General features: G+C 61.0%; 23 protein-coding genes and 1 pseudogene. 12 read left to right on the forward strand and 12 right to left on the reverse strand.

Features of this window, described 5'->3' with window-relative positions; all coding sequences use genetic code 11:
• Positions 1-141 precede the first annotated feature (141 nt).
• Genes K9B32_RS24970 through K9B32_RS24985 form a run of 4 tightly spaced genes read left to right on the forward strand, consistent with a single transcriptional unit; the run spans position 142 to position 3,501 of the window.
• Complete coding sequence (locus K9B32_RS24970; RefSeq protein WP_224567176.1) at positions 142-1,380, forward strand: urate hydroxylase PuuD; 1,239 nt, start codon at positions 142-144, stop codon at positions 1,378-1,380.
• Positions 1,377-1,811, forward strand: a complete 435-nt coding sequence (locus tag K9B32_RS24975) for a COG3650 family protein (RefSeq protein WP_224567179.1) — start codon at positions 1,377-1,379, stop codon at positions 1,809-1,811. Before K9B32_RS24970 ends, K9B32_RS24975 begins: the two co-directional genes overlap by 4 nt.
• Before the next feature lie 41 nt (positions 1,812-1,852).
• Positions 1,853-3,160 carry a guanine deaminase gene (guaD, locus tag K9B32_RS24980; RefSeq protein ID WP_224567182.1) on the forward strand — a complete coding sequence of 436 codons (1,308 nt, stop codon included), beginning with the start codon at positions 1,853-1,855 and terminating at the stop codon, positions 3,158-3,160.
• A gap of 2 nt (positions 3,161-3,162) precedes the next feature.
• Complete coding sequence (locus K9B32_RS24985; RefSeq protein ID WP_224567185.1) at positions 3,163-3,501, forward strand: dihydrofolate reductase family protein; 339 nt, start codon at positions 3,163-3,165, stop codon at positions 3,499-3,501.
• 12 nt (positions 3,502-3,513) lie between these two features.
• On the opposite strand, the gene K9B32_RS24990 is transcribed toward K9B32_RS24985, so the two are convergent.
• A complete protein-coding gene (locus K9B32_RS24990; RefSeq protein ID WP_224567187.1) occupies positions 3,514-4,236 on the reverse strand; it encodes a LysR family transcriptional regulator in 723 nt (240 codons plus the stop codon).
• A gap of 9 nt (positions 4,237-4,245) precedes the next feature.
• Between K9B32_RS24990 and K9B32_RS24995 the strand changes: the two are divergent.
• Positions 4,246-4,899 (forward strand): annotated as a pseudogene (locus K9B32_RS24995) (zinc-binding dehydrogenase); the annotation flags it as partial.
• Between the two features lie 76 nt (positions 4,900-4,975).
• On the forward strand, positions 4,976-6,118 hold the full coding sequence (locus tag K9B32_RS25000; protein WP_224567189.1) for an alpha-hydroxy acid oxidase: 1,143 nt from the start codon (positions 4,976-4,978) through the stop codon (positions 6,116-6,118).
• 8 nt (positions 6,119-6,126) lie between these two features.
• Here the strand turns inward: K9B32_RS25000 and K9B32_RS25005 are convergent, their stop codons facing one another.
• The 9 genes from K9B32_RS25005 to K9B32_RS25045 all read right to left on the reverse strand — a co-directional run bounded on the left by K9B32_RS25005 (position 6,127) and on the right by K9B32_RS25045 (position 11,962).
• Positions 6,127-6,867: a metallophosphoesterase family protein gene (locus K9B32_RS25005; protein WP_224567191.1), complete on the reverse strand. Its 741-nt coding sequence runs from the start codon at positions 6,865-6,867 to the stop codon at positions 6,127-6,129.
• A gap of 3 nt (positions 6,868-6,870) precedes the next feature.
• Entirely contained in the window at positions 6,871-7,227 is a 357-nt protein-coding gene (gene uraH, locus K9B32_RS25010) for a hydroxyisourate hydrolase (RefSeq protein ID WP_224567193.1), read from the reverse strand.
• Positions 7,224-7,724: an ureidoglycolate lyase gene (locus K9B32_RS25015; protein WP_224567197.1), complete on the reverse strand. Its 501-nt coding sequence runs from the start codon at positions 7,722-7,724 to the stop codon at positions 7,224-7,226. The genes uraH and K9B32_RS25015 overlap by 4 nt, the downstream gene beginning before the upstream one ends.
• A gap of 4 nt (positions 7,725-7,728) precedes the next feature.
• A complete protein-coding gene (locus tag K9B32_RS25020; RefSeq protein WP_224567200.1) occupies positions 7,729-8,091 on the reverse strand; it encodes a DUF86 domain-containing protein in 363 nt (120 codons plus the stop codon).
• Positions 8,088-8,378: a nucleotidyltransferase family protein gene (locus K9B32_RS25025; protein WP_224567202.1), complete on the reverse strand. Its 291-nt coding sequence runs from the start codon at positions 8,376-8,378 to the stop codon at positions 8,088-8,090. The genes K9B32_RS25020 and K9B32_RS25025 overlap by 4 nt, the downstream gene beginning before the upstream one ends.
• 51 nt (positions 8,379-8,429) lie before the next feature.
• Positions 8,430-8,927, reverse strand: coding sequence for a 2-oxo-4-hydroxy-4-carboxy-5-ureidoimidazoline decarboxylase (gene uraD, locus K9B32_RS25030; protein ID WP_224567205.1), 498 nt, complete (start codon positions 8,925-8,927; stop codon positions 8,430-8,432).
• Positions 8,927-9,850, reverse strand: coding sequence for an allantoinase PuuE (gene puuE, locus K9B32_RS25035; protein ID WP_224567208.1), 924 nt, complete (start codon positions 9,848-9,850; stop codon positions 8,927-8,929). Before puuE ends, uraD begins: the two co-directional genes overlap by 1 nt.
• 98 nt (positions 9,851-9,948) lie before the next feature.
• Positions 9,949-10,671, reverse strand: a complete 723-nt coding sequence (locus tag K9B32_RS25040) for a DUF1045 domain-containing protein (protein WP_224567210.1) — start codon at positions 10,669-10,671, stop codon at positions 9,949-9,951.
• A 112-nt stretch (positions 10,672-10,783) separates the two neighbouring features.
• A complete protein-coding gene (locus K9B32_RS25045) occupies positions 10,784-11,962 on the reverse strand; it encodes an NAD(P)/FAD-dependent oxidoreductase (RefSeq protein WP_224567213.1) in 1,179 nt (392 codons plus the stop codon).
• On the opposite strand from K9B32_RS25045, the gene mnmD reads away from it, so the two are divergent.
• Complete coding sequence (gene mnmD, locus K9B32_RS25050) at positions 11,961-12,677, forward strand: tRNA (5-methylaminomethyl-2-thiouridine)(34)-methyltransferase MnmD (RefSeq protein ID WP_224567215.1); 717 nt, start codon at positions 11,961-11,963, stop codon at positions 12,675-12,677. The genes K9B32_RS25045 and mnmD overlap by 2 nt on opposite strands.
• Here the strand turns inward: mnmD and K9B32_RS25055 are convergent.
• Positions 12,674-15,532: a response regulator gene (locus K9B32_RS25055; protein WP_224567218.1), complete on the reverse strand. Its 2,859-nt coding sequence runs from the start codon at positions 15,530-15,532 to the stop codon at positions 12,674-12,676. The two genes, mnmD and K9B32_RS25055, sit on opposite strands and share 4 nt — an antisense overlap.
• Before the next feature lie 258 nt (positions 15,533-15,790).
• Between K9B32_RS25055 and K9B32_RS25060 the strand changes: the two genes are divergently transcribed.
• The 3 genes from K9B32_RS25060 to K9B32_RS25070 all read left to right on the forward strand — a co-directional run bounded on the left by K9B32_RS25060 (position 15,791) and on the right by K9B32_RS25070 (position 19,080).
• Entirely contained in the window at positions 15,791-16,201 is a 411-nt protein-coding gene (locus K9B32_RS25060; protein WP_224567221.1) for a hypothetical protein, read from the forward strand.
• Positions 16,202-16,535: 334 nt separating this feature from the next.
• Positions 16,536-18,227 carry a DEAD/DEAH box helicase gene (locus tag K9B32_RS25065; RefSeq protein WP_224567223.1) on the forward strand — a complete coding sequence of 564 codons (1,692 nt, stop codon included), beginning with the start codon at positions 16,536-16,538 and terminating at the stop codon, positions 18,225-18,227.
• A gap of 211 nt (positions 18,228-18,438) precedes the next feature.
• Complete coding sequence (locus K9B32_RS25070) at positions 18,439-19,080, forward strand: bleomycin resistance protein (RefSeq protein WP_224567225.1); 642 nt, start codon at positions 18,439-18,441, stop codon at positions 19,078-19,080.
• On the opposite strand, the gene K9B32_RS25075 is transcribed toward K9B32_RS25070, so the two are convergent.
• Positions 19,077-19,988 carry a DMT family transporter gene (locus K9B32_RS25075; protein WP_224567227.1) on the reverse strand — a complete coding sequence of 304 codons (912 nt, stop codon included), beginning with the start codon at positions 19,986-19,988 and terminating at the stop codon, positions 19,077-19,079. The genes K9B32_RS25070 and K9B32_RS25075 overlap by 4 nt on opposite strands.
• A gap of 356 nt (positions 19,989-20,344) precedes the next feature.
• Here K9B32_RS25075 and K9B32_RS25080 point away from each other — a divergent pair, with 356 nt between their 5' ends.
• Both K9B32_RS25080 and K9B32_RS25085 read left to right on the forward strand, forming a co-directional pair.
• Positions 20,345-21,754 carry a circularly permuted type 2 ATP-grasp protein gene (locus K9B32_RS25080; RefSeq protein ID WP_224567229.1) on the forward strand — a complete coding sequence of 470 codons (1,410 nt, stop codon included), beginning with the start codon at positions 20,345-20,347 and terminating at the stop codon, positions 21,752-21,754.
• A complete protein-coding gene (locus K9B32_RS25085) occupies positions 21,754-22,695 on the forward strand; it encodes an alpha-E domain-containing protein (protein WP_224567230.1) in 942 nt (313 codons plus the stop codon). The genes K9B32_RS25080 and K9B32_RS25085 overlap by 1 nt, the downstream gene beginning before the upstream one ends.
• Position 22,696: the final 1 nt, after the last annotated feature.

Genomic DNA, 22,696 nt, shown 5'->3' on the forward strand with positions numbered 1-22,696 from the left:
CCCGTGGGGCTTTTCAAAAGTTCGTTACCACGATCGGCTTTGCGTTATTCCCGGCATTAGCTCCAAGTGATCGCCAATCCCCTTTCCTCCTGGCACGACTTTCTGCAATGTGACGAGTCGGAGGAAGAACAGGGGAACTCAATGTATGAATATGCCATCGCGTGGGAATGGCTGGCCTTTGCCGCCCGCTGGTTCCACGTCATCACCGCGATTGCCTGGATCGGCTCGTCCTTTTATTTCATTGCACTCGACCTCGGCCTGGTGAAGCGGCCGCATTTGCCGCCCGGCGCCTATGGCGAGGAATGGCAGGTCCATGGCGGCGGCTTCTATCATATCCAGAAGTATCTCGTGGCACCCGCGCAGATGCCCGAGCACCTGACTTGGTTCAAGTACGAAAGCTATTTCACCTGGCTCTCCGGCTTCCTGATGCTCTGCATCGTCTACTACGGCGGCGCCGACCTCTTCCTCATCGACCGCCATGTGCTCGACATCAGCGCGCCGGTGGCGATCCTGATCTCGCTCGCCTCGTTGGCCGTCGGCTGGATAGTTTACGACCTGCTGTGCAAGTCGCCGCTCGGCAAGAACACCTGGGGCCTGATGGTCGTGCTCTACGCCGTGATCGTCTTTATGGGCTGGGGCTATACGCAGCTCTTCACCGGCCGCGCCGCCTTCCTGCATCTGGGCGCCTTCACGGCAACGATCATGTCGGCCAACGTCTTCATGATCATCATCCCGAACCAGAAGATCGTCGTTGCCGACCTGATTGCCGGGCGCACGCCCGATGCGAAATATGGCGCGGTCGCCAAGCAGCGCTCGCTCCACAACAACTACCTGACGTTGCCCGTCATCTTCTTCATGCTGTCGAACCACTATCCGCTGGCCTTCGGCACCGCCTATAACTGGGTGATCGCCGCCCTCGTCTTCCTGATGGGCGTCACCATCCGTCACTGGTTCAACACGACGCACGCGCGCAAGGGCCGCCCGACCTGGACCTGGATCGTCACCGTCATTCTCTTCGTCCTGATCATGTGGCTGTCGACCGTACCGAAGGTGCTGACTGGCGAGAAGGATGCGCAGGCGGTTGCTCCCGCCTTCCAGCAATTCGCTGGCGACCAGCATTTCCCCGCGGTCAAGCAGCTCGTCGGTACGCGCTGTTCCATGTGCCATGCCGCCGAACCGGTCTATGAAGGACTGGCCCGTCCGCCGAACAACGTCATGCTTGAAACCGATGCGGAAATTGCCGCTCATGCGCGCGAGATCTATATACAGGCGGGCCGCAGCCACGCCATGCCACCCGGCAACGTGACCGATATCACCCCGGATGAGCGCAAGATGCTCGTCGCCTGGTTCGAAAGCGCAGTCGAAGGCAAGCAGGAATGATGTCAGCCGCCCTTCGCGTCATGCTCCTCGCCTCCGCTCTGACCGGTTGCGGCCAGAGCGGTGCGGATGCGACGACGGCGGCGGCAAGCAGCCCGACAGCAAATGCAGGCGATTTCGCCGGTGAGCTCAACGCGCTCGGTACCGAGCCCTTCTGGGCGATCAAGATCCGTGCCGACGGTCTCACGTTCAGCCGTCCGGGTGTCGAGGACGTCAAGAGCGCCAACCCTGGTCCAGTCATCGAGAACGATCGTGCCACGTGGGCAGTCGCCGACGGACCGACACCGTTCAAGCTGACGCTGACCAAAGGGGATTGCTCAGACGGCATGTCCGATCGCCACTACGCGATGAACGCGGTTCTGGTGTTCGGAGACAAGACCATGTACGGCTGCGCCGCCACGCCGGCGTCCATCGCCGCCCAGCCGGCGCCCTGACGCGAAAGCCGCGCAACAAGACAATCGAGAGGCAGAAAGCCATGACACACACCCTTCTCCGCGGCCGCCTCCTCTCCTTCCTGCGTGTCCCACAAGACCTTGGCGATAGCGGAAGCTACCTCTACGAAAGCGACGGTGCCCTCTTGATCAAGGACGGCCTGATCGTTGCCTGCGGCGCCTATGACACGGTGAGCGCGCAGGCCCCCGTCGATACCGTGACCGTCGATCATCGTCCGCATCTGATCATGCCGGGCTTCATCGACATGCACCTGCATTTCCCGCAAATGCAGGTGATCGCCTCTTATGCTGCAAACCTGCTGGAATGGCTGAATACCTATACCTTCCCGGAGGAATGCCGCTTCGTCGAAAGCGCCCATGCCGCACGTATCGCAACGCATTTCTACGACGAGCTCGTGCGTCACGGGACGACGACGGCCGTCGCCTATTGCTCCGTCCACAAGACCTCAGCCGATGCCTTCTTCGCAGAAGCGCTGAAACGCAACATGCGCATGGTCGGCGGCAAGGTGATGATGGACCGCAACGCGCCGCAGGGCCTGCTCGACACGCCTCAGATGGGCTACGACGAGACCCGCCAGATCATCACCGAATGGCACGGCAAGGGTCGCAACCATGTGGCCATCACTCCCCGCTTCGCGATCACCTCGACGCCGGCGCAGATGGAAGCCACGCAGGCGCTTGCCCACGAGTTTCCCGATCTGCACATCCAGACGCACCTCTCGGAAAACCACGACGAAATCAAATTCACCTGCGAGCTTTATCCCGAGGCGATCGACTACACCGATATTTACGCAGGCTACGGCCTGCTCGGCGACAAGACGCTCTTCGGCCACTGCATCCATCTCTCGGATCGCGAGGCCGATGCGATGAGCGAGGCAGGCTCGGTCGCAGTGCATTGCCCGACCTCGAACCTCTTCCTCGGCTCTGGCCTCTTCCCGCTGAAGGCGCTCGCCCGCCGCGAAAAACCGGTACGTATCGGCGTCGCCACCGATATCGGCGGCGGCTCAAGCTATTCCATGCTGCGCACGATGGACGAGGCCTACAAGATCCAGCAGCTGCTTGGCGAACGCCTGAACCCACTGGAAAGCTACTACCACATGACGCTCGGCAACGCCCGGTCGCTCTCGCTCGCCGATCGGATCGGCACGCTCGATGTCGGCTCGGACGCCGATATCGTCGTCCTCAACGCCGCCGCAACGCCCGCCATGGCGCTGAAGATGGAGGTCGTGAAGACGCTGCCGGAAGAACTGTTCCTGCTGCAAACCATGGGCGACGACCGCGCGATCGTCGAGACCTACGTGGCGGGCGTTGCGGCCAAGAGTGCGATCTGAGGTTGCGCGGCGACAGGTCGCCCGCAGGCGGCGGGCAGACGCAGCACGTCTCACGCCCGGTAGCGAAGCGCGTTCACGAGCAGGCGAAAGCCGGCGACTGCCTCCGTGCCGACGTCGGCATTGACCGGCTTTTGCTCGAGGGTGGGGGCGGCATCAACGGCAGCTTCGTGTCCGCAGGGCTCATCGACGAGATCAGCCTGCTGATCCTGCCTGCTGCCGACGGGAGCAGGAGCATGCCGATGATCTTCGACCGCGCCGCCGTGCCGGCAACGAGCCTGTCGCTTGTTTCGGTCGAGCAACTCCAAGGCGACGTCGTCTACCTGCGCCATCGCCCACGATAATGCTGGCGGCCGCTATTTCGACCACGCAATCGACTTCAGCGCGTCCATGACAACCCGGATGATCGGCACGTTACGGATGTCGGCGTGCACGACCAGCCAGAGTTCACGCGTCAGCGGCTGCCGCTGAGGGATCGCCTCGACCAGGTCGTCAAGGTCGGCCAGCATGAAATTCGGCAGCATGGCGATGCCGCCGCCGGCGCGTGCCGTCGCCAGCTGGAATTCCAGCGTCGTTGCCCTGAGCGTCACCTTCCTCCCCTCAGTCGCCTCGGCAAGCCGCATCGATTGCGGCGCGCTCGCCATCGTTTCGTCATAGGCGATAAACGTTCTCTGCTCGTTCGGCGTCGCCGCCAGATAGGCGGCCGTGGCATAGAAGCCGAAGGCGACATCTCCAAGCTTGCTGATGACGAAGTTACCCTGCTCCGGCTTCGTCATGCGAACCGCAATATCCGCCTCCCGCCTGTCGAGCGAGGCGTAGCGCGTCTCGCCAACGATAGTGATGCCGATATCGGGGTGGCGGGCTCGCAAGGCAACAAGCGCTGTCGGCAGCATTGCGGCGGCGAGTGTCGGCGGCGCGCTGATCCGGACCTCCCCTGAAAGCGTCGCGCCGGCCGCAAGCCCCAGCCGTTCGACGGCAAGCGCCTCCTGCCCCATACGCTCCGCCATTCCGGCGACCCGCTCACCCTCTTGCGTCAGCACGATGCGGCGGCCACGCCGATCCACCAGCTTCACACCCATCTGTTCCTCGCCGTTCGCCTGCCCGATGGCGTCCCTTCAAACCTCGCGGCCGCATCCATGCTGAAGGGAATGACGGCCTATATGCTGTTGACGAAGACCTACCGCGTCCAGCCGGGAACCACCGTGCTTGTCCATGCCGCCGCCGGCGGGCTTGGAAGTGTTCTCGTGCGATGGGCCAAGCACCTCGGCGCCACGGTGATCGGAACCGCAAGCTCGGAGGAAAAGGCTGATCTCGCGCGTGGCTATGGTGCCGATCACGTGATCGTCGGCCGCGACGCGGACGTCGTCGCCGCCGTGAAGGCGCTGACCGGCAATCGCGGGGTCGAAGTTGCCTATGACGGCATCGGCGCCGGCATGCTCGCAAAATCCATCCAATCCGTCCGTCCATTCGGGGTCGTCGCAACGATTGGACAGGCCGGCGGGCCAATCCCGCCTGTCTCGGTCGACGAGCTTCGCCCCGGCAAATGGCTGACGCATCCGAGCATCATGGCCTACATCACGGATACCGCGGACTATCTGAGCGCAGCCGAAGCAGTGGTCAAAATGCTGGCCTCCGGCATCACCGCAACGATCGCCCGCGAATACGCTCTGGAGGCGGCAGCAGAAGCCCAGCAATTCCTCGAAGAAGGGCGTGCCGCAGGCAGCCTGATTCTTGTTCCGTAGGCGACGAAAGAGATACACAAAGCCTCGGAAATCATGTTAAGGGCCATGGCATTATTCAGATGTGAAAGTCTTATCCATGGCCACGCCTCTCACGATCGCCGACTTAAAAAGCCTCGCCCAGCGCCGCGTCCCGAAGATGTTTTTCGACTATGCGGATTCCGGTGCCTGGACGGAGTCGACCTATCAGGCGAATGAGAGCGATTTTGCCAAGATCAAGCTGCGCCAGCGCGTGCTCGTCGACATGACGAACCGGACGCTGGAGACGACGATGATCGGCCAGAAAGTGGCGATGCCGGTGGCGCTTGCGCCGACCGGCATGACCGGCATGCAGCACGCCGACGGTGAAATGCTGGCGGCGCGCGCCGCCGAGGAATTCGGCGTTCCCTTCACGCTGTCGACGATGAGCATCTGCTCGATCGAGGACGTCGCCTCGGTCACCACCAAGCCGTTCTGGTTTCAGCTCTACGTGATGCGCGACAAGGACTTCGTGCTGAACCTGATCAACCGCGCCAAGGCGGCGAAGTGCTCTGCCCTCGTGCTGACCGCCGACCTGCAGATCCTCGGCCAGCGCCACAAGGACCTGCGCAACGGCCTGTCCGCACCGCCGAAGTTCACGCCGAAACACATCTGGCAGATGGCGACGCGCCCCTTCTGGTGCCTGGACATGCTGCAGACCAAGCGCCGCACCTTCGGCAACATCGTCGGCCACGCCAAGAACGTTTCCGATCTCTCTTCGCTCTCCTCCTGGACCGCCGAGCAGTTCGACCCGCAGCTCTCCTGGGCCGATGTGGCCTGGATCAAGGAACAATGGGGCGGCCCGCTCATCATCAAGGGGATCTGCGACGTCGAGGACGCCAAATCGGCGGCCGAAACCGGCGCCGACGCCATCATCGTCTCCAACCACGGCGGCCGCCAGCTCGACGGCGCCCCCTCCTCGATCAGCATGCTGGAGCCAATTGTCAATGCCGTCGGCCACAAGATCGAGGTGCACCTGGACGGCGGCATCCGCTCAGGCCAGGACGTGCTGAAGGCAGTCGCCCTCGGCGCCAAGGGCACCTATATCGGCCGCCCCTTCCTCTACGGCCTCGGTGCCATGGGCAAGGAGGGCGTGACGCTTGCCCTTAACATCCTGCGCAAGGAAATGGATGTTACCATGGCGCTCTGCGGCAAGCGCGACATCAACGACGTCAACGCGTCGATCCTGCTCGGCCGTCAGTAAAGAGAGAGCTACGGCATCCAACCCGTCGCAAGCGCGCCCGCCCAATCCAGGCGGGCGTTTTCTTTTGCGAGGCGCGACATGGCCATGTGGTCGTAGGCGACAGTGCGGAAAGCCGGAAGCCAGCCAGCCTCTCCCTTCTCGAGGATGCAATAGGACGCGAGCGGATGGCCGGTCTCGACCTTGTGGTAGCGCGGCAGGTCGTCGTCGTAGGCGGGGCAGCCGACGCTGCCGGGATTGACGATCAGCCTGTTGTCGCTGAGGCGGACCACTCGCGGGATATGGCTGTGGCCGCAGAGGATCAGCGGGAAATCCGCGCCCTTGGCCAGCGCCTCGATTTCCGTAAGCGGCTTCAGGAACACATGGCCTTCCGTAGACACGGACTCCAGCCAATAGGTGCTGTCGTCCGCCGGTGTCGCGTGGCAGAGATAGACCTCGCCACGGTAGACCGCATTCGTCGGCAGACTGCGCAACCATTGCAGGTCATCCACTGTCAGCTGATCGAATGCGACCGCATCCGAGGCATGCATGGCGTCCCGCTGCCGTTCGATCAGGTAGCGATCGTGATTGCCGCGGACGGTCAGCATGTCCTGCGCCCGCAGCAGTTCCGCGGTTCGTCCTGCTGTCAGCGGACCGCTGAAGCAGTCGCCGAGATTGACGATATCGGTGATGCCCTGCGCCACAATGTCGGCCAATACAGCCTCGAGCGCCAGATGGTTGCCATGAATGTCCGCAATCGCCGCAAAACGCATGGTCTAGCTGCCGCGATAGGTCGAGTAGCCGTAAGGCGAGATCAATAGCGGCACATGATAATGCGCGGTCACGTCGGCGATGCCGAAGCGGATGGGCACGAGATCCAGAAACGCTGGATGCGGCAAAGCGATACCTTTTGCACGCAGGTAATCGCCGGCATGGAAGAGCAGTTCGTAGGTTCCCGCCTTGAAGCTGTCGCCGATCAGGATCGGCCCCCCATCGACACGGCCGTCGGAATTGGTGTTGACCGTCTTGATGTGCCGGCGGACGTCTCCTTCCAGGTGGAAGAGATCGATCCGCAGCCCTTCGGCTGGCTTGCCGGAGGCTGTATCGAGGACGTGGGTGGTCAGTCCGGTCATAGGCTCGGCTCGCTGATGATGAAGGGAGTTTCGAAGGCGTATTCTTCCAGATTGCTGCCAGGCCCCTCGCGGTCGACGACGAGAAAATCGCTGACGGCGCCGAGCGACATCAAGGGATGATGCCAGACGTTGCGGCGATAGTTCACGCCCTGATCGCCCCGCGCCAGGAATACCCGCGGGCGACCGGGCTTGTCGCCCTCGTCCTCGGAGACGACAACAAGGTAAGGACGAGCGGAAATCGGCGAAAAGCTCTGGCTGCCGAACGGATGCCGCTCCATCATGCCGATTTCATAGGGAAAGGCCCGGGGCCGGCCGCGAAAAAGGTTGATGATGACGCGTGCACCCTCGCCTGCCGCTTCGGCGGCGGCCAGCGCATGAAACCGTTCGGTCGTGCCGTTGTTGATATAGCGCATCGTTGCCGGATCTGCTTCGATAACGTCGCCGAAGGGCGCGAAGGCGGATTTGGTGAGGGGAAGAATATCGAGTAATTGAGACATTTCACTATTCGCCTTGGATGCGCCAATGGCGTATCGCTTGAAGCTGCGAGATCAGATCCGCCAGATCGCTTCGCACCGTACCCCAAATCGCCGAAAGATCTGCACGATGGTCGTCGTGCACAATCAGATTCCGCATTCCCTCTATTTTCGACCAGGGGAGTTCTGGATGATCGCGAAGGAAATCAGGGTGGTTCGTACCGATGCGAGCCGCTGCCTCGCCCAAAAGGACGAGGGACATTGTGACAGCCAGCTGGGTTCTAAGGTCCGCCAGAAAGGTTTCTTTGTTCAAACCTTCGGTTAGCGCGCGTGCTTGTTCAGCGGCCTGCTGCATGCGATCGATGTACTCCACCAGCCGCTCGACGCTCATGCAACGACCGCTTCCGAAAGAATGCGTTCGCGTATTTTCTCCGGCAGGCCACCGGGCGTTACAAGATCGACCTCGATACCAAGCGTCTCTGTCAACTCCTCAAGCAACCCTCCTAGATCGAACAAGGTAGTGCCTGGCAAGGTATCCACCAGAATGTCCAGATCGCTGTCCGGCCGATCTTCCCTTCGCGCCACAGAACCGAAGACACGCGCATTTGCCGCGGCGAAGCGCTTCGTCGCTTCACGGATCGCCTGCCTGTTCTTCTCCAGCACTTCTGACGGCTTCATGGCGCAACTATAAGTCACGGATGCGAAAGAGAAAAGTCGGAGACGTTTGTTTCAACGCGCCGGCAGCATCGTTTCCAGTCGCAGCAACGCGATGCGCTCGACCTGAGCCGTGGCCGTGTCGAACTCTTCGTCGCGAGTGTTGCCGATGCGCTTTTCGAAGGCCGCCAGAATGTCGTCCTTGTTCAAGCCCTTGACGGCAATGATGAAGGGAAAGCCGAATTTCTCGACATAGGCCGTGTTGAGCTCGGTGAAACGGGCATGTTCCTCCGCGCTTAGTCGGTCGAGCCCTGCGCCTGCCTGCTCCTTCTTGCTGTCTTCGGTGAGTTCGCCCGCTATCGCCAGACGTCCTGCAAGATCAGGATGGGCGCGCAGCACGCCCAGCCGCTCCTCCTCACTTGCCGCCCGGAAGATGGCGACGAGTGCCGTATGCACCCGGTCCACCGTCAACTCGTCGCCGACGAAACCGTCGTCATAAGCGCGCTCGGCAGTGAACGGCGAATGTTCGAAAACACCGCCGTAACGCGATACGAACTCGTCACGCGACAGCATCAGATTGCCTCCGCCTTGTGGTTGGTGTGCCAATGCTGGGCGATCTCGATACGCCGTGGCACCCACACCTTGTCGTGCTTGAGCACATACTCGATGAACCGCTTCAGCGCCGCCGCGCGGCCCGGACGACCGACGAGGCGGCAATGCAGGCCGACAGACATCATCTTCGGGCTGCCCGCCTTACCCTCTTCATAGAGCGTATCGAAGGCATCCTTGAGGTAGGTGAAAAACTGATCACCCGAGTTGAAGCCCTGCGGTGTGGCGAAACGCATGTCGTTGGTCTCGAGCGTATAGGGGATGATCAGGAACGGCTTGTCGTCGATGCCCTTCACCCAGAACGGCAGGTCGTCGGCATAAGAATCCGAGGAATAAAGGAAACCGCCCTCCTCCATGACGAGGCGCAGCGTGTTGTCTGAGGGCTTACCCTGATACATACCGTAGGGGCGCTCGCCGGTCAGTTCCGTGTGCAGGCGCACGGCTTCCTGAATGTGCTTGCGCTCGACGTCCTCCTGGAAGTCCTTGTATTCCAGCCAGCGGTAACCGTGGCTGGCGATCTCCCAGCCGGCCTCTTTCATGGCCGCGACCGCTTCGGGGTTGCGCGCCATGGCCAGCGTCACGCCATAAACGGTGACCTGAACCTTGAGCTCGGTAAACATACGCCACAAGCGCCAGAAGCCGGCGCGCGAACCATACTCGTAGATCGATTCCATGTTGAGGTTGCGCTGGCTCGGCCAGGCTGCAGCACCGACAATTTCCGACAGCAGGTTCTCGGAGGCTGGATCGCCATCGAGAATGCAACTCTCGCCGCCCTCTTCGTAATTGATGACGAATTGGACGGCCACGCGCGCATCGCCCGGCCACTTCGGATCGGGCGTATTGCGTCCATAACCGATCAGATTGCGCGGATAAGTCTCGGATACCATGAAATCACCTTCCTGAAAGTCGGTGAAACGGTAACACCCGGAGACGGAATGTCGAGACGGAAAGTACGCAACAGAGTTTTGCGGTTGTGGCACAACTCTTAGGCTAGCGCGGGGACGCGATCTTTCCGGGCGCTGACCTTGCCCATCGGATGCAGCGAATGCACGCGAAACGGTCCGCCATTTCCCTCCTCGATCATCAGCGCGACATTGGCGACCTTCACGGAATCGGCAAGCACGGGCTCGAAGACGTTGCGCAGCGCGCGCTCGAGCCGTGGCAGGTCACAATGGCTGACCGGTCCGGTCAGCGGCATATGGAAGCGAAATTCGTCCATCACATAGGGGCTTCCCCAGCGGTGCAGATTGGCGAACTGCGCCGCCGACAGACCGCCCGGATCGGTGCGCTCGATTTCCGCCTCGCTCAACGGCGCGCGGAACCGGTCGAACTCCTGAACAACGGCATTGGCAAGATAGTGGACGTGTTCGCAAGGCAGCGACGGCACAAGGCTGTAGAATCCACCGAGCCGGGCCACCTCCAGCCGATTGATGTGAAACGGCGTCAGCGTGCCGCAGAAGCGCATGAGATCACGCAGAAGTTGCGCCTCTGTCACATCGGCGGCCAGGCGGAAGGGCGCCTTCAGGACACCGTGAAAACCATAGCGGCGTGGCATGGCCGTATGAAAGGCGATCTCGTGAATGCTCAGGCCACGTATCGCAATCGGCTCGACCATATCGCCGGAAAACACGTTCCGACCCAACCAATTTGCGGCCACATGCGAGAGCGGGTCGCTCGCAGCGGGCGTAAAGCAAATGGCGTAGCGCATCAAATTTCCTCCGTAGACAAACGGCGCAGCCCTCCGTCGGCGCCGCGATTGCGCTAGCAGATAGGTGATTTGCGTGACAAATTGACGAAAGGCAGGAAATGCTAATTCACGTTTAGCGTGAAGCCACGCGGATGTGATTGGCAAACAGGAAGTTTTCGGGCAGCGCAAAGGGCGGCTGAAGACCGGCGGCTAGGTGGACCGCTGCGGCCGCTAGACGGTGCGCCAAGCCGAAGCTGACCTTGAAGCCACCGGTCAAAGCGATCAGGCCGTCGTAGTCAGGGTGCACGCCAATCATCGGATCTCGGTCGATTGCCTTCGGCCGCAAACCGGCCCACCGTTCAAGCACAGGCGCACTCTTCAATAGCGGCACCAGCTGTCCGGCCGCCTCAAGCAGTGCGTCGAGCTGTCCATCGGTCGAGAACGGCTCGTCGAAACGATTCTCGCTGGTGCTGCCGACAGCGACGTGGCCGCCCTCGTGTGCAACGATATAGAGCCCGTCACGGAAGATGGTCGGCAAGGATGGGTCGACATCGGCTTTCAACAACGCCGCCTGCCCTTTGACGGGCTGGCCGAGCGGCCGCACAAGACCGGCGGTGTAACGCCCCAGCAAGGGAAAGGATTCGTGACCGGCTGCGACGATGCAGCGGCCGAACGCAATGTTACCTGCGGTCGTTTTCGCAACCTTGCGCTCAAAATCGATATCATCGACCGAAACATATTCGGCAACCCGCACATGCCGTGCGTCGCGCGTCGATGCGGCCAGTACTGCAGTCAGCGATCGGGGGGCAACCCTTGCCGCAAGCGTATCGTGCACGAAGCCGCTTTCGCCGGCCGCTGCGTCGAGCCAATTGTCCTGGGGAGGCCTGTCGAGGACGTGCCAGTGGAAACGCCGCTCGCCCGCGATCCAGCTATCGTCGGCATCGCGGGAATGACCAAAGGCGATCTCACGCAAATGCGGCTTCGGCAGCGGGATAAGGCGCCCAGAGCGGCGATAGCAGGCGGAAAGGCCCGTCTGCTGTTCCAACGCGGCAATCTCCGCTTCCAGCGAAACCAGCGCATCGAACTGAAATTGCTTCTTGGCGTTCCATTTGTCCGGCATATGGGGCATCAGCGCGCCGAGCAGGCCGCCGCTCGCACCGTGGCCAAGCCGACCGGCATCGACGAGCACTGCATCGATACCCAGCCTTTCCGCGTGAACTGCCGCCCACAGCCCCATGATCCCACCGCCGACAATCAGCAGGGCGGTCGATGATTGACCGGAAGACAAGGCCGGACTATCGGCTTTGGGCATGACAGATACAGATCCTGAAAAAATCGCTGGCGCACATGAGCCGTTGGAGTGGCGCGACGGCGATATGCCCTATTCACCGGCCTTTGGCGATCATTTTTATTGCCAGACCGATGGCAGGCTGGAGTGCGGGCATGTCTTCCTGAGCGGCAATGGCCTGCCGGAGCGCTGGGAAAACAGGAGTGATTTCCTGATTGGCGAACTTGGCTTCGGCACCGGCCTGAACTTTGCCGAAACATGGCGACAGTGGAAGCTCAATCGGCGCATCGGGCAGCAACTGCACTTCATGTCGTTCGAGCTCTATCCGATGCAGCGCTGGGAAATCGACCGTGCACTTTCTCATTGGACCGAGATCGATGCCGAACGACACGCGCTGACGGCAGCCTGGCCCGACACACCGCAAGGAACGGTATCCTTGAGGCTCGATGACCATACATGTCTCAGCGTCGTCTGCGGCCGTGCCCTCGAAAGTGTGGCAGCGGCGCGGGCAGATTTCGATGCCTGGTATCTCGATGGTTTCGCCCCGTCACGCAATGCCGACATGTGGTCTGCGGAATTGATGCGCCTCGTCTGCGAGAAGACGAAGCCTAGCGGGACCTTCGCGACATATGCGGCGGCGGGCTTCGTCAGGCGCAATCTGATTGCCGCCGGTTTTGTGGTGGAGCGCCGCAGCGGCTTTGCGGGAAAACGTGAGATGCTCTGTGGCATCAAATCCTAGCTGGCCGAGCGGTCCGACTGCTGCTCACTTCTGCCCAGCCATAGCCCCAGCTTTTCTTCGAGCAGTTCCGGGCTGATCGGCTTCGACATACAATCATCCATGCCGGCCTCCAGGCAGAGATCACGGTCGACATCCAGCGCATGCGCCGTCACGCCGATGATTGGCACGCGATGGCCTTGTCCGCGCTCGCGATCACGTATTGCTCGCGTCGCATCATGGCCGTTCATCACCGGCATCGAGACATCCATCATGATGATGCGCGGGGTGTAGCGATCCCACGCCTCCACCGCCTCCTGGCCGTTGCTGACGACGAGAAAGCTGACGTCGGTTTTCTGCAGGATCTGCTTGAAGACGATCTGGTTGACCTCGTTGTCCTCGGCGACCAGCACATCAATGAACCCCGCCGGCATTCTTTCGGAAGACTCGACCTTGGGGAGCAGCGACGGTGCTGTCTCCTGAACATTGGGAAACATGTTGACCGCCGTGGCGATCTGTTTCGTCCGGCTGGTACGCACGACGTCGACGATTGTGTTCCTCATGACGTTGGCCCGCGCCGGCTTCATGAGATAGGCTTGGCCATTCAGCGCCGCGAAGTCCTTCTCCGTCCCTGAAATGTCCATCGACGTCAGGAAGATGATTGGCAAGCGCTCGAACCGGCAGTCCGCACGCAGTTTTCGCGCGATCTCGGCGCCGTTCATGCCGGGTATCTGGTAGTCGAGCACAACCGCATCGATCTCGATGCCAAGCTCGTCGGCCGCCTCGAGGATCGCAACGGCCTCCAGTCCATCCCCGGCGGCCGCTCCATCGAAGCCCCAAACAGCCAATTGCTCAGTCAGTATCTGCCGGTTGACCGCGTTGTCGTCAACAATGAGAACACGCGCCCCCCTCACGTTGACGGGCAGCGGCTTTGGAGCCAACCGCGCCGCGGCCACGACGAAAGGCAGGTTCACGGTAAAGACCGAGCCTTCCCCCGGCTGACTGTCCACCTCGAGGTAGCCGCCGAACAGGTCAACCAGCCCTGTCGTGATGGCAAGGCCAAGGCCCGTTCCTTCGTGGCGACGCGTGGAGGATGTATCGATCTGCGAGAACTTGTCGAAAATGGACTCAAGCTTGTCGCCTGGAATACCAATGCCGGTATCTTCGACCCGGATACTCGCCATGATCTCATCTTGCGCACCCGGCGTGAAGCAAACGTCCACAAGGACGTGACCGCGCTCCGTGAACTTTACGGCATTGCCGATGAGATTGGTGATGATCTGCCGGAAGCGTCCCGCGTCGCCAATCACCGCCGACGGCAAATCAGGCGCCGTGCGCACAAGCAATTCAATATTCTTTTCCGCCGCAGATGAAGACAAGAGGGTCGCAACATCCTCAATCGCGTCAACCAGATCGAACGTCGTGCGCCTGAGCGTCATCTGTCCGGCATCGATCTTCGAGAAGTCGAGAATGTCGTTGATGATCGTCACCAGCGCATTGCCTGATTTGACGATGATATCGATGAACGTCTTCTGGCGCGTATCGAGATCGGTTTTTGCCAACAGCTCAGCCATGCCGAGGACGCCATTCATCGGTGTCCGGATCTCGTGGCTCATGTTCGCCAGGAACTCCGACTTGACGCGGTCAGCGGCTTCCGCCCGTGACAGCAGCCGCTCGAGCTCGGCCTCACGTTGCTTCGCTTCGGTGACGTCGGTGAACAACGCAATCCAATGCTGCCGCTCGCTGATGGTAGCGTCCAGGTTGACCCAACGCTCTCCAGCGACATGAAATGGCGTCGAAATCGGTTTCTTGGCCGCGATGTTGTCTCGCCAACTCGTGAGGATTTCCTCCTCCTGGCCATGAAAATCCCCCCGCTCAGCGCAGAACCGGAAGAGGTCGATCCATCCTCGGCCGACCGTCAGGTACTCGGGCGGAATGGCGAGGATGTCGCTGAGCGGGTCGCTGGCGAGCAGGATGATCCCGTCCTGAACGATCAGGAGGCCCTGCGACATCGCCCGCGTCGCGTCATCCATCAAGTCACCCAGACGCGCCAGGGCCGCCCGCGTTTCATGGATTTCCTTCTCTCGCAGGCGGACCGCGGTAACGTCCATGTATGAAAGCAGGACACGCCCGTTGGAAAGGCGGCGGCCCTCGAACAGGACCCGCTTACCGTTGACCCAGCCGAGTTCTACCGGCTCTTCCTGTCCCGCGGTGGCAAAATGCGCCTCCCGTCGCGCAAGAATCTGCTCCGGTGTCAGCCTGTCCCCGTAGCGTCCAAGTTGGTGATTGCGACGAATGACGTCAATGAAGGCCCAGCCGTCGAACCGCTCGTCTCGCGGCAGATCCCAGACATCGTAGAATTCGTCATTGGCATAGAGGACGTCGCGTTCGTCGTCGAGAATCATGACGCCGACGGGTAGAGCGCCAAGGATGCTTTGCAGATCCTCTGTCAGGGCCTGGCTGCGTGCTGCATCCGATGCCGATGGGGTAGGATTGGACACCGACCGGTTATCGCCCTTATGGCGTGGCGCCCTTCTCTCGAAGATGCCGAGCACGTAGACACGGTCTTCGGAGGGCGAGAAGCTCTCAATGCGCACCCGCTCGTGCTCGCCACGACGGGAATCGAAGCAAACGGCGCTTTCCTCGCTTGCAAAGACGAGAGCGCGCCGCTCCTTGTCCTCGCGGGTCTCCTCGTCCGGCGTATCGATCAGTTCGCGGCTCCGGCGACCGATAAAATCGGAGATCTCCTTTCCAAAGAAGGACGCATAGACCCCGTTGACGGCGACGTAGCGAAGCTCGCTGTTCTTGACATAGGCGGGGCGATCCAGATCTGCGATCCGGCGGCAGGCCAGTTCGAGAAGGTCCCCGTTCGATGTCAAAATTAGTCCTCGGTCAGGCAAAGTCTGTTCGTCGAACGACTATAGCCGCGCCGCTTTAACAAGGCTTTAACCATGATTCTCGAGGGCATGAGCAATTTGCGTGTTGGCCGGCGCTGTATCGTCACAAGCAGTAAACATCCGGGAACTGTGGTATAGTTTCAGTCGTTTCTAAAATGAACTCGTTCAGCTGGCCCGTAAACCCGAACGGCTTCTCCTGACGGCTTCAAGAACAAGCTTCGTCAACGAAAGGAGACGACCATGTTCGTACTTCGTAAAAGCATGGCGGCGGGCTTAATGGCATTGACCCTGACTGGGACAACCTTCCTCCCGGCAACGCCCGCGAACGCTAACAGTGACTTCTGGGGCGGCGTCGCGGCTGGGGCTGTCGGTGGCATCCTACTGTCGCAGGCTGTACGTCCCTACCCCAACTACGGCTACTATCCGCGGCCATACTATCGGCCTTACTACGGATCGGTGTATCGGCCCTACTACGGCTCCTACTATCGGCCCTATTACCGGCCCTATTACGGATCTTACTATCGCCCATATCCGGCCTATCGAAGCTACTACAGACCGTACTACCGCCGCGACTACTACGCACCCCGTTGTTATGTTCAATGGCAGCGCAACGGATGGGGCGAGGCTTACCGTGCAAGGGTATGCTACTGAGGACTGAAGCTGGTCCGAAGCGTCACAGGGCCTTCGCGCAGCCGCTCCTTGAGCCGGCGGCTCTTGACTTTTGGCCCGAACTAGACCAAATGCAGGCCAGCTTTCACCTTCCGGCCGCCGCGTGAGCGTGCCCCTGCCAGCAAATAGGATGCAGGAAGAAGGACAAAAGCGCATTTCATACAGGCCGCATCCCAAGACGCGGCAGAAGCGCTGGAAAGCTTTTTCCAACAAGACAAGTTCCCACTTCACGCGGGGTTCTTGACGCCAGAATGACACCGGGCCGCACTCTGCGTTCCGGCGATATTATTTTGGCGCGCCCTAAAAAGGTTATGACTTGACCAATTTTGAATCGCTTGGTGTTTCCAAGCCGATCGTCGCCACTCTTTTCCAGCTCGGCATTGAAACGCCGACCCCCATTCAGGAAAAGGCGATCCCGCTTCTTCTCGAAGGCCGTGACCTCATCGGCCTCGCCCAGACCGGCACCGGCAAGACGGCCGCTTTCGGCCTGCCGCTCATCGAAAAGCTCATCCCCGAAGAACGTCGCCCCGACAACCGCACCACCCGGACGCTGATCCTGGCGCCGACCCGCGAACTGGTGAACCAGATCGCCACCAACCTCAAGAACTTCTTGCGCAAGTCGCACCTGCGCATCAACGTCGTCGTCGGCGGCGTGTCGATCAACAAGCAGCAGCTGCAACTTGAAAAGGGCACCGACATCCTCGTTGCCACGCCCGGCCGCCTGCTCGACCTCGTCAACCGTCGAGCCATCGGCCTCACCGCCGTGCGCTATCTCGTTCTCGACGAAGCCGACCAGATGCTCGACCTCGGCTTCGTGCATGACCTGCGCAAGATCGCCAAGATGGTGCCGAAGAAGCGCCAGACGATGCTTTTCTCTGCGACGATGCCGAAGTCGATCGCCGATCTCGCCGGCGAATACCTGACCAACCCGGTCACCGTCGAAGTGACGCCTCCGGGCAAGGCTGCCGACAAGGTCGAGCAGTACGTCCACTTCGTCAACGGCAAGAACGACAAGACGGACCTCCTGAAGAAGTCGCTTACCGAAAACCCGGATGGCCGCGCCATCGTCTTCCTGCGCACCAAGCATGGTGCGGAGAAGCTGATGAAGCATCTTGATCACGTTGGCTATTCCGTCGCTTCGATCCACGGCAACAAGAGCCAGGGCCAACGCGAACGCGCCTTGAAGGCCTTCCGCGACGGCGACATCAAGACGCTGATCGCCACCGACGTTGCCGCCCGCGGCATCGACATTCCGGCCGTCAGCCACGTCTACAACTACGACCTGCCCGAAGTTGCCGAAGCCTATGTCCACCGTATTGGCCGTACGGCCCGTGCCGGTCGCGACGGTATCGCGATTGCCTTCTGCGCGCCTGACGAATCCCGCCTGCTGCGCGACATCGAGCGGCTGATGAGCATCAACATCGCTGTTGCCAGCGGCGAAGCCCCTGCCAACATGAACGCGACCCCGCGCCGCGGCAATGGCAATGGCAATGGCGGCAACCGCGGCCAGGGTCGTGGTGGTGAAGGCCGTGGCGAGGGCCACCGCGCCGGCGGTCGTCCGGAACGTCGTCCGCGTCGCGAAGGCGAAGGCGGCGAAGTGCGTGCCAACAACGAGGAACGTCGCGAGCGTCGGCCGCGTCCGGAGCGCCAGTCCCAGCGCAACGAGGATTTCCGCGGCCAGCGCCGTGGCGAGGCCGCACCGGTGACGTCAGGCCCTGACAACGATCTCGCGGTGACGTCGGACTTCCGTTCAGCGGGCCCGGCTCGCAAGCCGCAGCGCCCGCAGCATGGCAATCATGCCAATGGCAGTGATGCAAATCGTCATCATCCCGGTGGTGGCGCGCGCAACGCCCACGGTCGTCCGGCCCGCAAGCACGGTGAAGACCGTGGTGCACAGGCCAACGCTGGCGGTGGCGAGCGCGGCGAACGTCGCGAAGGCAACGGCGGCCAGCGCCGCGGTGGCCCATCACGCGGCGGCAATGGCGGTCAGCGCCGCGAACGCGCGTAAGCGTTTTGCAGGAGATACCAGTAGACGGCGGGAGAGATCCCGCCGTTTTTATTGCGCGTCTGACGGCCCGCCAGATGGCTCCTCACCATTTCAAGCCTACCTTGTGGCAACCGCTCAGCTGCGTTAGCATGACGGTGCTCGTGTAGGGCGCGTCGGCTTCAGGCCGGGGGGGCATTGCCCGCCTACGACAAAGTCGAACGTAGCCCGCGCCATGCCCAATATCGAAAACCTTCGAAAGCAAGCCAAGACCTACCTGCGCTGGCATCGCCAACGGTACCATCCCGTGGCGGCGCAAATCAGGTGGATTCTGCCCAGGTATCGCGACCAAAGCGATCGGGAGATACTGGAAGCAGATTTCAAGCTCAGCGACGCCCAGGAGCTTGTCGCCAGAAAGCATGGCTTTGCGAATTGGCCGGCGCTGCTCAAGGGAATCGAAGCCATGACAGAATCGCCAGTATGCGACAGCAAAGCCTCGGTTATCATCTCCGCGCAGCCGCAACTCTTCGTCTCCGACCTCGATGCCGCATGCCGGTTCTATGCCGAACAACTCGGCTTTGAAATTGCGTTTTCCTATGGAGAGCCGCCGTTTTATGCCCAGGTCGTTCGCGATGGCGCCCGCTTGAATCTGCGTAAGGTCGCCTTGCCGGCCTTCGATGCCGGCTTCACAGCCCGAGAGCTCGATGCCCTTTCCGCGACCCTGACGCTCGACGATCCGAAGCCGCTGTTCCTGGAATATCAGGCAGCCGGTGTCCCATTTCATCAGTCCCTGCGGACCGAACCATGGGGCGCACGCACCTTCATTGTCCGGGATCCCGATGGGAACCTCATCGCGTTTGCAGGCGGCTCCGTCTAGGCTCGCTCCATCGCAGCCGCTCCTCGCGAAGGCATAGCCGCCGCTCGATTGGTCAGATACACGCCGGCCACAACCACGACGGTGCCGAGGATCAGCGGCAGCGTCAAAGGCTCGCCGAAGGCGATAAATGCCTCGAGCGCCACGGTCGGCGGCATCAGATAGATGAGTGAAGCCGCCCGTGAGACCTGCCCACGACGGATGAGGTAGAGCAACAGTCCGACGCCGCCCATCGACAGCCCGAACACTGACCAGATGAGCGCCGCAATGGCCTGCGCCGATCCATCGAAATGCATGCGCTCGAAAGTAAGCATCAGCGGTACCGTGACGATCAGAGCACCGACATATTGCAGCGCGGCGATAGGCAAAAGGTTGCCACGCTGCAGGTGCTTCTTTTGATAGAGCGTTCCGTAAGTGACGCAACACATGGCGACGAGGTTGATCGTCAGCGGCACGGCGGCATGCGCCAGATCGGATATCGCCGGATCGAAGAGCTTCGGCGATATCGCGATGGCGATGCCGAGGAAGCCAAGCAGCAGGCCCAGCCTCTGGGTGCCCTGCAAGCGCTCGCCGACGAGGAGTGGCGCAGCCATGGCCGTCAATAGCGGCTGCAAGGCGGCAATGATGCCTGATATTCCCGCCGGCACGCCATTCGCGATCGCCCACCACAGGCCGGCAAGATAGAAGCCATGCAGGAACGCACCGGAGTAGACCGCCTTGAAAGCAACCACCCTGCCCGGCCACACCGCGCGCATGACGAGACAAAGGCTGAAAAACGCCAACACCGACAATGCATAACGCACCGCGAGGAAGGTGAAGGGCTCCGAATGAATGGCGGCGTATTTCGCCACGACCCAGCCGGTCGACCAGAGAAGAACGAAAATGGCGGGTGCAATGCGATCGAGCGACATGGAAGAATCCTGGGGCAGCAGAGAGTGCCGCAGATAACCGACCAGCAGCCTCTCCGTCAAAGTCGAAGCGTTGATGCTTACCTGCAGTTTCGTTGATGGGTGGCGCGATCGGTCGTACTGCGGCCCGGCCCGAAAATGAATCGAATGCCGATCTGAAAATAATCAGGTGCTTACATTTTGAGCGGCCACCAGGGATTGACGACGGCAACGGCCATGCCAGATTTTGATAAATGCCCAGTTTTTCGGCTCTTTTGGCCATTTGGGAGGATTTTACGAATCTCGCCCTCCAACTGTGCATGGTTCTTGCATTGCTTATTGCGTTGTATTCAAATGAACAAAAAAGGGGAGCCACACCTTTGGCATTTGATGAAATGATCACCGGGGACGAAAGTCCTCGTCAGCCGTATGAAAAATACTTTGAGTGGTACAATAACCAAGATCGAACGCATCTGATTGCCAAGAGCCGGGACGCGGAAAACATCTTTCGAAAGACCGGCATTACCTTCGCGGTTTACGGACACGCAGACTCTTCCGAAAAGCTCATCCCGTTCGACATCATCCCCCGCATCATTTCCGGCCGCGAATGGCGCAAGCTCGCGCAGGGCATCGAACAGCGGGTGATCGCACTCAACGCCTTTCTCGATGACATCTACCACAAGCAGGAAATCATCCGCGCCGGGCGCATTCCGCGCGAACTGATCGAGAAAAACGACGCGTTCCTGCCCGAGATGATCGGCTTCCGGCCGCCGGGAGGCGTCTACACCCACATCGTCGGCACCGATATCGTTCGCACCGGCGAGGATGAGTTCTATGTGCTGGAGGACAACGCCCGCACGCCATCCGGTGTCAGCTACATGCTGGAAAACCGGGAAACGATGATGCAGATGTTCCCGGAGCTGTTCCACGCCAATAAGGTCAGGCCGGTCGAGGACTATCCCTACCTGCTGCGCCAGAGCCTGGCGTCGCTTGCGCCTCCGGGCTGCAAGGGCAAGCCGCGCGTCGCCGTGCTCACCCCCGGCATCTACAATTCCGCCTACTACGAGCATTCGTTCCTCGCAGACACGATGGGCGTCGAGCTTGTCGAAGGCTCGGATTTGCGCGTCATCGATGGCAAAGTGAAGATGCGCACGACCCGCGGCTACGAGGCGATCGACGTGCTCTACCGCCGCGTTGACGACGACTTCCTCGATCCCCTCACCTTCCGTCCGGATTCCGCGCTCGGCATCCCGGGGATCATGGATGTCTACCGCTCGGGTAACATCACCATCGCCAATGCGCCGGGAACCGGCATATCGGATGACAAGGCGATCTATTCCTATATGCCCGAGATCGTAGAGTTCTACACCGGGCGCAAGCCGATCCTGGAAAACGTGCCGACCTGGCGCTGTTCCGAGCCGCAAAGCCTCAAATACGTCCTCGAGCATCTCGAAGAGCTCGTCGTCAAGGAGGTACACGGTTCAGGCGGTTATGGCATGCTGGTGGGCCCGACAGCTTCGAAGAAGGAACGCACCGACTTTGGCGAGAAGTTGAAGGCCAAGCCCGCCAACTACATCGCACAGCCGACGCTTTCGCTTTCGACAGTGCCAATCCTCGTCAACAAGGGAATTGCGCCGCGCCATGTGGACCTGCGCCCCTATGTTCTCGTCTCCGACAAGGTGCAGATCATCCCCGGCGGCCTGACCCGCGTAGCCCTGAAGCAGGGTTCGCTGGTGGTCAACTCCAGCCAGGGCGGCGGCACAAAAGATACCTGGGTATTGGAGGACTGATGCTCGGAAGAACCGCAAATGGACTCTACTGGATGTTCCGTTACTTCGAGCGCGCCGAAAACATCGCGCGCCTCATCGATGCCGGTCTTCGCATGTCGCTGACGCGAAGCGGAACCGGTGACGACGATTGGGATGGCGTCCTGCAAAGTGCGGGCGTGCGCGAGACCTTTGACGAAGGCCACAGCAAGCTGACGAGCGCTGATGCCATCGACTACCTGCTGCGCGATCGCACCAATCCCTCGAGCGTGATGTCCTGCGTCGACTACGGGCGAAACAACGCCCGCATGGTACGCACGGCGCTGACCCGCGAAACCTGGGAAGCGACCAACGAGTTCTGGATCGAACTCAAGGCTCTGCTCTCCAAGAGGCTGAAGCCGGCGGAGCTGCCTGAAGCGATCGATGCCATCAAGCATCGCGCTGGGCTAATCCGCGGCGCCTTCCATGGCTCCATGCTTAGAAACGAGCTCTATAATTTCGCGCGCATCGGCACCTTCATCGAGCGCGCCGACAATACGAGCCGTATTCTCGACGTGAAGTACTATGTGCTGCTGCCCTCGGTCTCGGCTGTCGGCACCTCGATCGACAACATCCAGTGGGAGTCGATCCTGCGCTCGGTCTCCGCTCACCGCTCCTACAGCTGGGCCTACGACGGCGAGTATCGCGCCATGAACATCGCCGACTTCCTCATCCTCAACGGCCAGATGCCGCGCTCGCTCGCCTACTGCTACGAGAAGATCGTCAGCGAGCTCGGCTATCTCGCCAAGGACTATGGCGAGCGGCTGGCGGCGCACGACACGGCAGACGCCATCCGCAAGACGCTCCAGACACGTGCCATCAAGGAGATCATGGATCAGGGCCTGCATGAGTTTCTCGAGGATTTCGTCACGCGCAACAACCAGCTCGGCATGGAAATATCCGACGGTTACCGGTTCTATGCATAGG

It is taken from the genome of Rhizobium sp. 3T7 (genome assembly GCF_020166565.1).
Lineage (GTDB): Bacteria > Pseudomonadota > Alphaproteobacteria > Rhizobiales > Rhizobiaceae > Rhizobium.

What these genes read in the sequence shown, in the direction of transcription:
- uraD (WP_224567205.1), bottom strand. Translation starts at nt 8,927, where the DNA reads ATGCTGTCGCGTGACGAGTTCGTATCGCGTTACGGCGGTGTTTTCGAA.
- uraH (WP_224567193.1), bottom strand. Translation starts at nt 7,227, where the DNA reads ATGACCGGACTGACCACCCACGTCCTCGATACAGCCTCCGGCAAGCCA.
- K9B32_RS24975 (WP_224567179.1), top strand. Translation starts at nt 1,377, where the DNA reads ATGATGTCAGCCGCCCTTCGCGTCATGCTCCTCGCCTCCGCTCTGACC.
- K9B32_RS25040 (WP_224567210.1), bottom strand. Translation starts at nt 10,671, where the DNA reads ATGCGCTACGCCATTTGCTTTACGCCCGCTGCGAGCGACCCGCTCTCG.
- mnmD (WP_224567215.1), top strand. Translation starts at nt 11,961, where the DNA reads ATGACAGATACAGATCCTGAAAAAATCGCTGGCGCACATGAGCCGTTG.
- K9B32_RS25015 (WP_224567197.1), bottom strand. Translation starts at nt 7,724, where the DNA reads ATGTCTCAATTACTCGATATTCTTCCCCTCACCAAATCCGCCTTCGCG.
- K9B32_RS25000 (WP_224567189.1), top strand. Translation starts at nt 4,976, where the DNA reads ATGGCCACGCCTCTCACGATCGCCGACTTAAAAAGCCTCGCCCAGCGC.
- K9B32_RS24970 (WP_224567176.1), top strand. Translation starts at nt 142, where the DNA reads ATGTATGAATATGCCATCGCGTGGGAATGGCTGGCCTTTGCCGCCCGC.
- K9B32_RS25075 (WP_224567227.1), bottom strand. Translation starts at nt 19,988, where the DNA reads ATGTCGCTCGATCGCATTGCACCCGCCATTTTCGTTCTTCTCTGGTCG.
- K9B32_RS25070 (WP_224567225.1), top strand. Translation starts at nt 18,439, where the DNA reads ATGCCCAATATCGAAAACCTTCGAAAGCAAGCCAAGACCTACCTGCGC.
- K9B32_RS25025 (WP_224567202.1), bottom strand. Translation starts at nt 8,378, where the DNA reads ATGAAGCCGTCAGAAGTGCTGGAGAAGAACAGGCAGGCGATCCGTGAA.
- K9B32_RS25045 (WP_224567213.1), bottom strand. Translation starts at nt 11,962, where the DNA reads ATGCCCAAAGCCGATAGTCCGGCCTTGTCTTCCGGTCAATCATCGACC.
- K9B32_RS25085 (WP_224567230.1), top strand. Translation starts at nt 21,754, where the DNA reads ATGCTCGGAAGAACCGCAAATGGACTCTACTGGATGTTCCGTTACTTC.
- K9B32_RS25060 (WP_224567221.1), top strand. Translation starts at nt 15,791, where the DNA reads ATGTTCGTACTTCGTAAAAGCATGGCGGCGGGCTTAATGGCATTGACC.
- K9B32_RS24990 (WP_224567187.1), bottom strand. Translation starts at nt 4,236, where the DNA reads ATGGGTGTGAAGCTGGTGGATCGGCGTGGCCGCCGCATCGTGCTGACG.
- puuE (WP_224567208.1), bottom strand. Translation starts at nt 9,850, where the DNA reads ATGGTATCCGAGACTTATCCGCGCAATCTGATCGGTTATGGACGCAAT.
- guaD (WP_224567182.1), top strand. Translation starts at nt 1,853, where the DNA reads ATGACACACACCCTTCTCCGCGGCCGCCTCCTCTCCTTCCTGCGTGTC.
- K9B32_RS25020 (WP_224567200.1), bottom strand. Translation starts at nt 8,091, where the DNA reads ATGAGCGTCGAGCGGCTGGTGGAGTACATCGATCGCATGCAGCAGGCC.
- K9B32_RS25005 (WP_224567191.1), bottom strand. Translation starts at nt 6,867, where the DNA reads ATGCGTTTTGCGGCGATTGCGGACATTCATGGCAACCATCTGGCGCTC.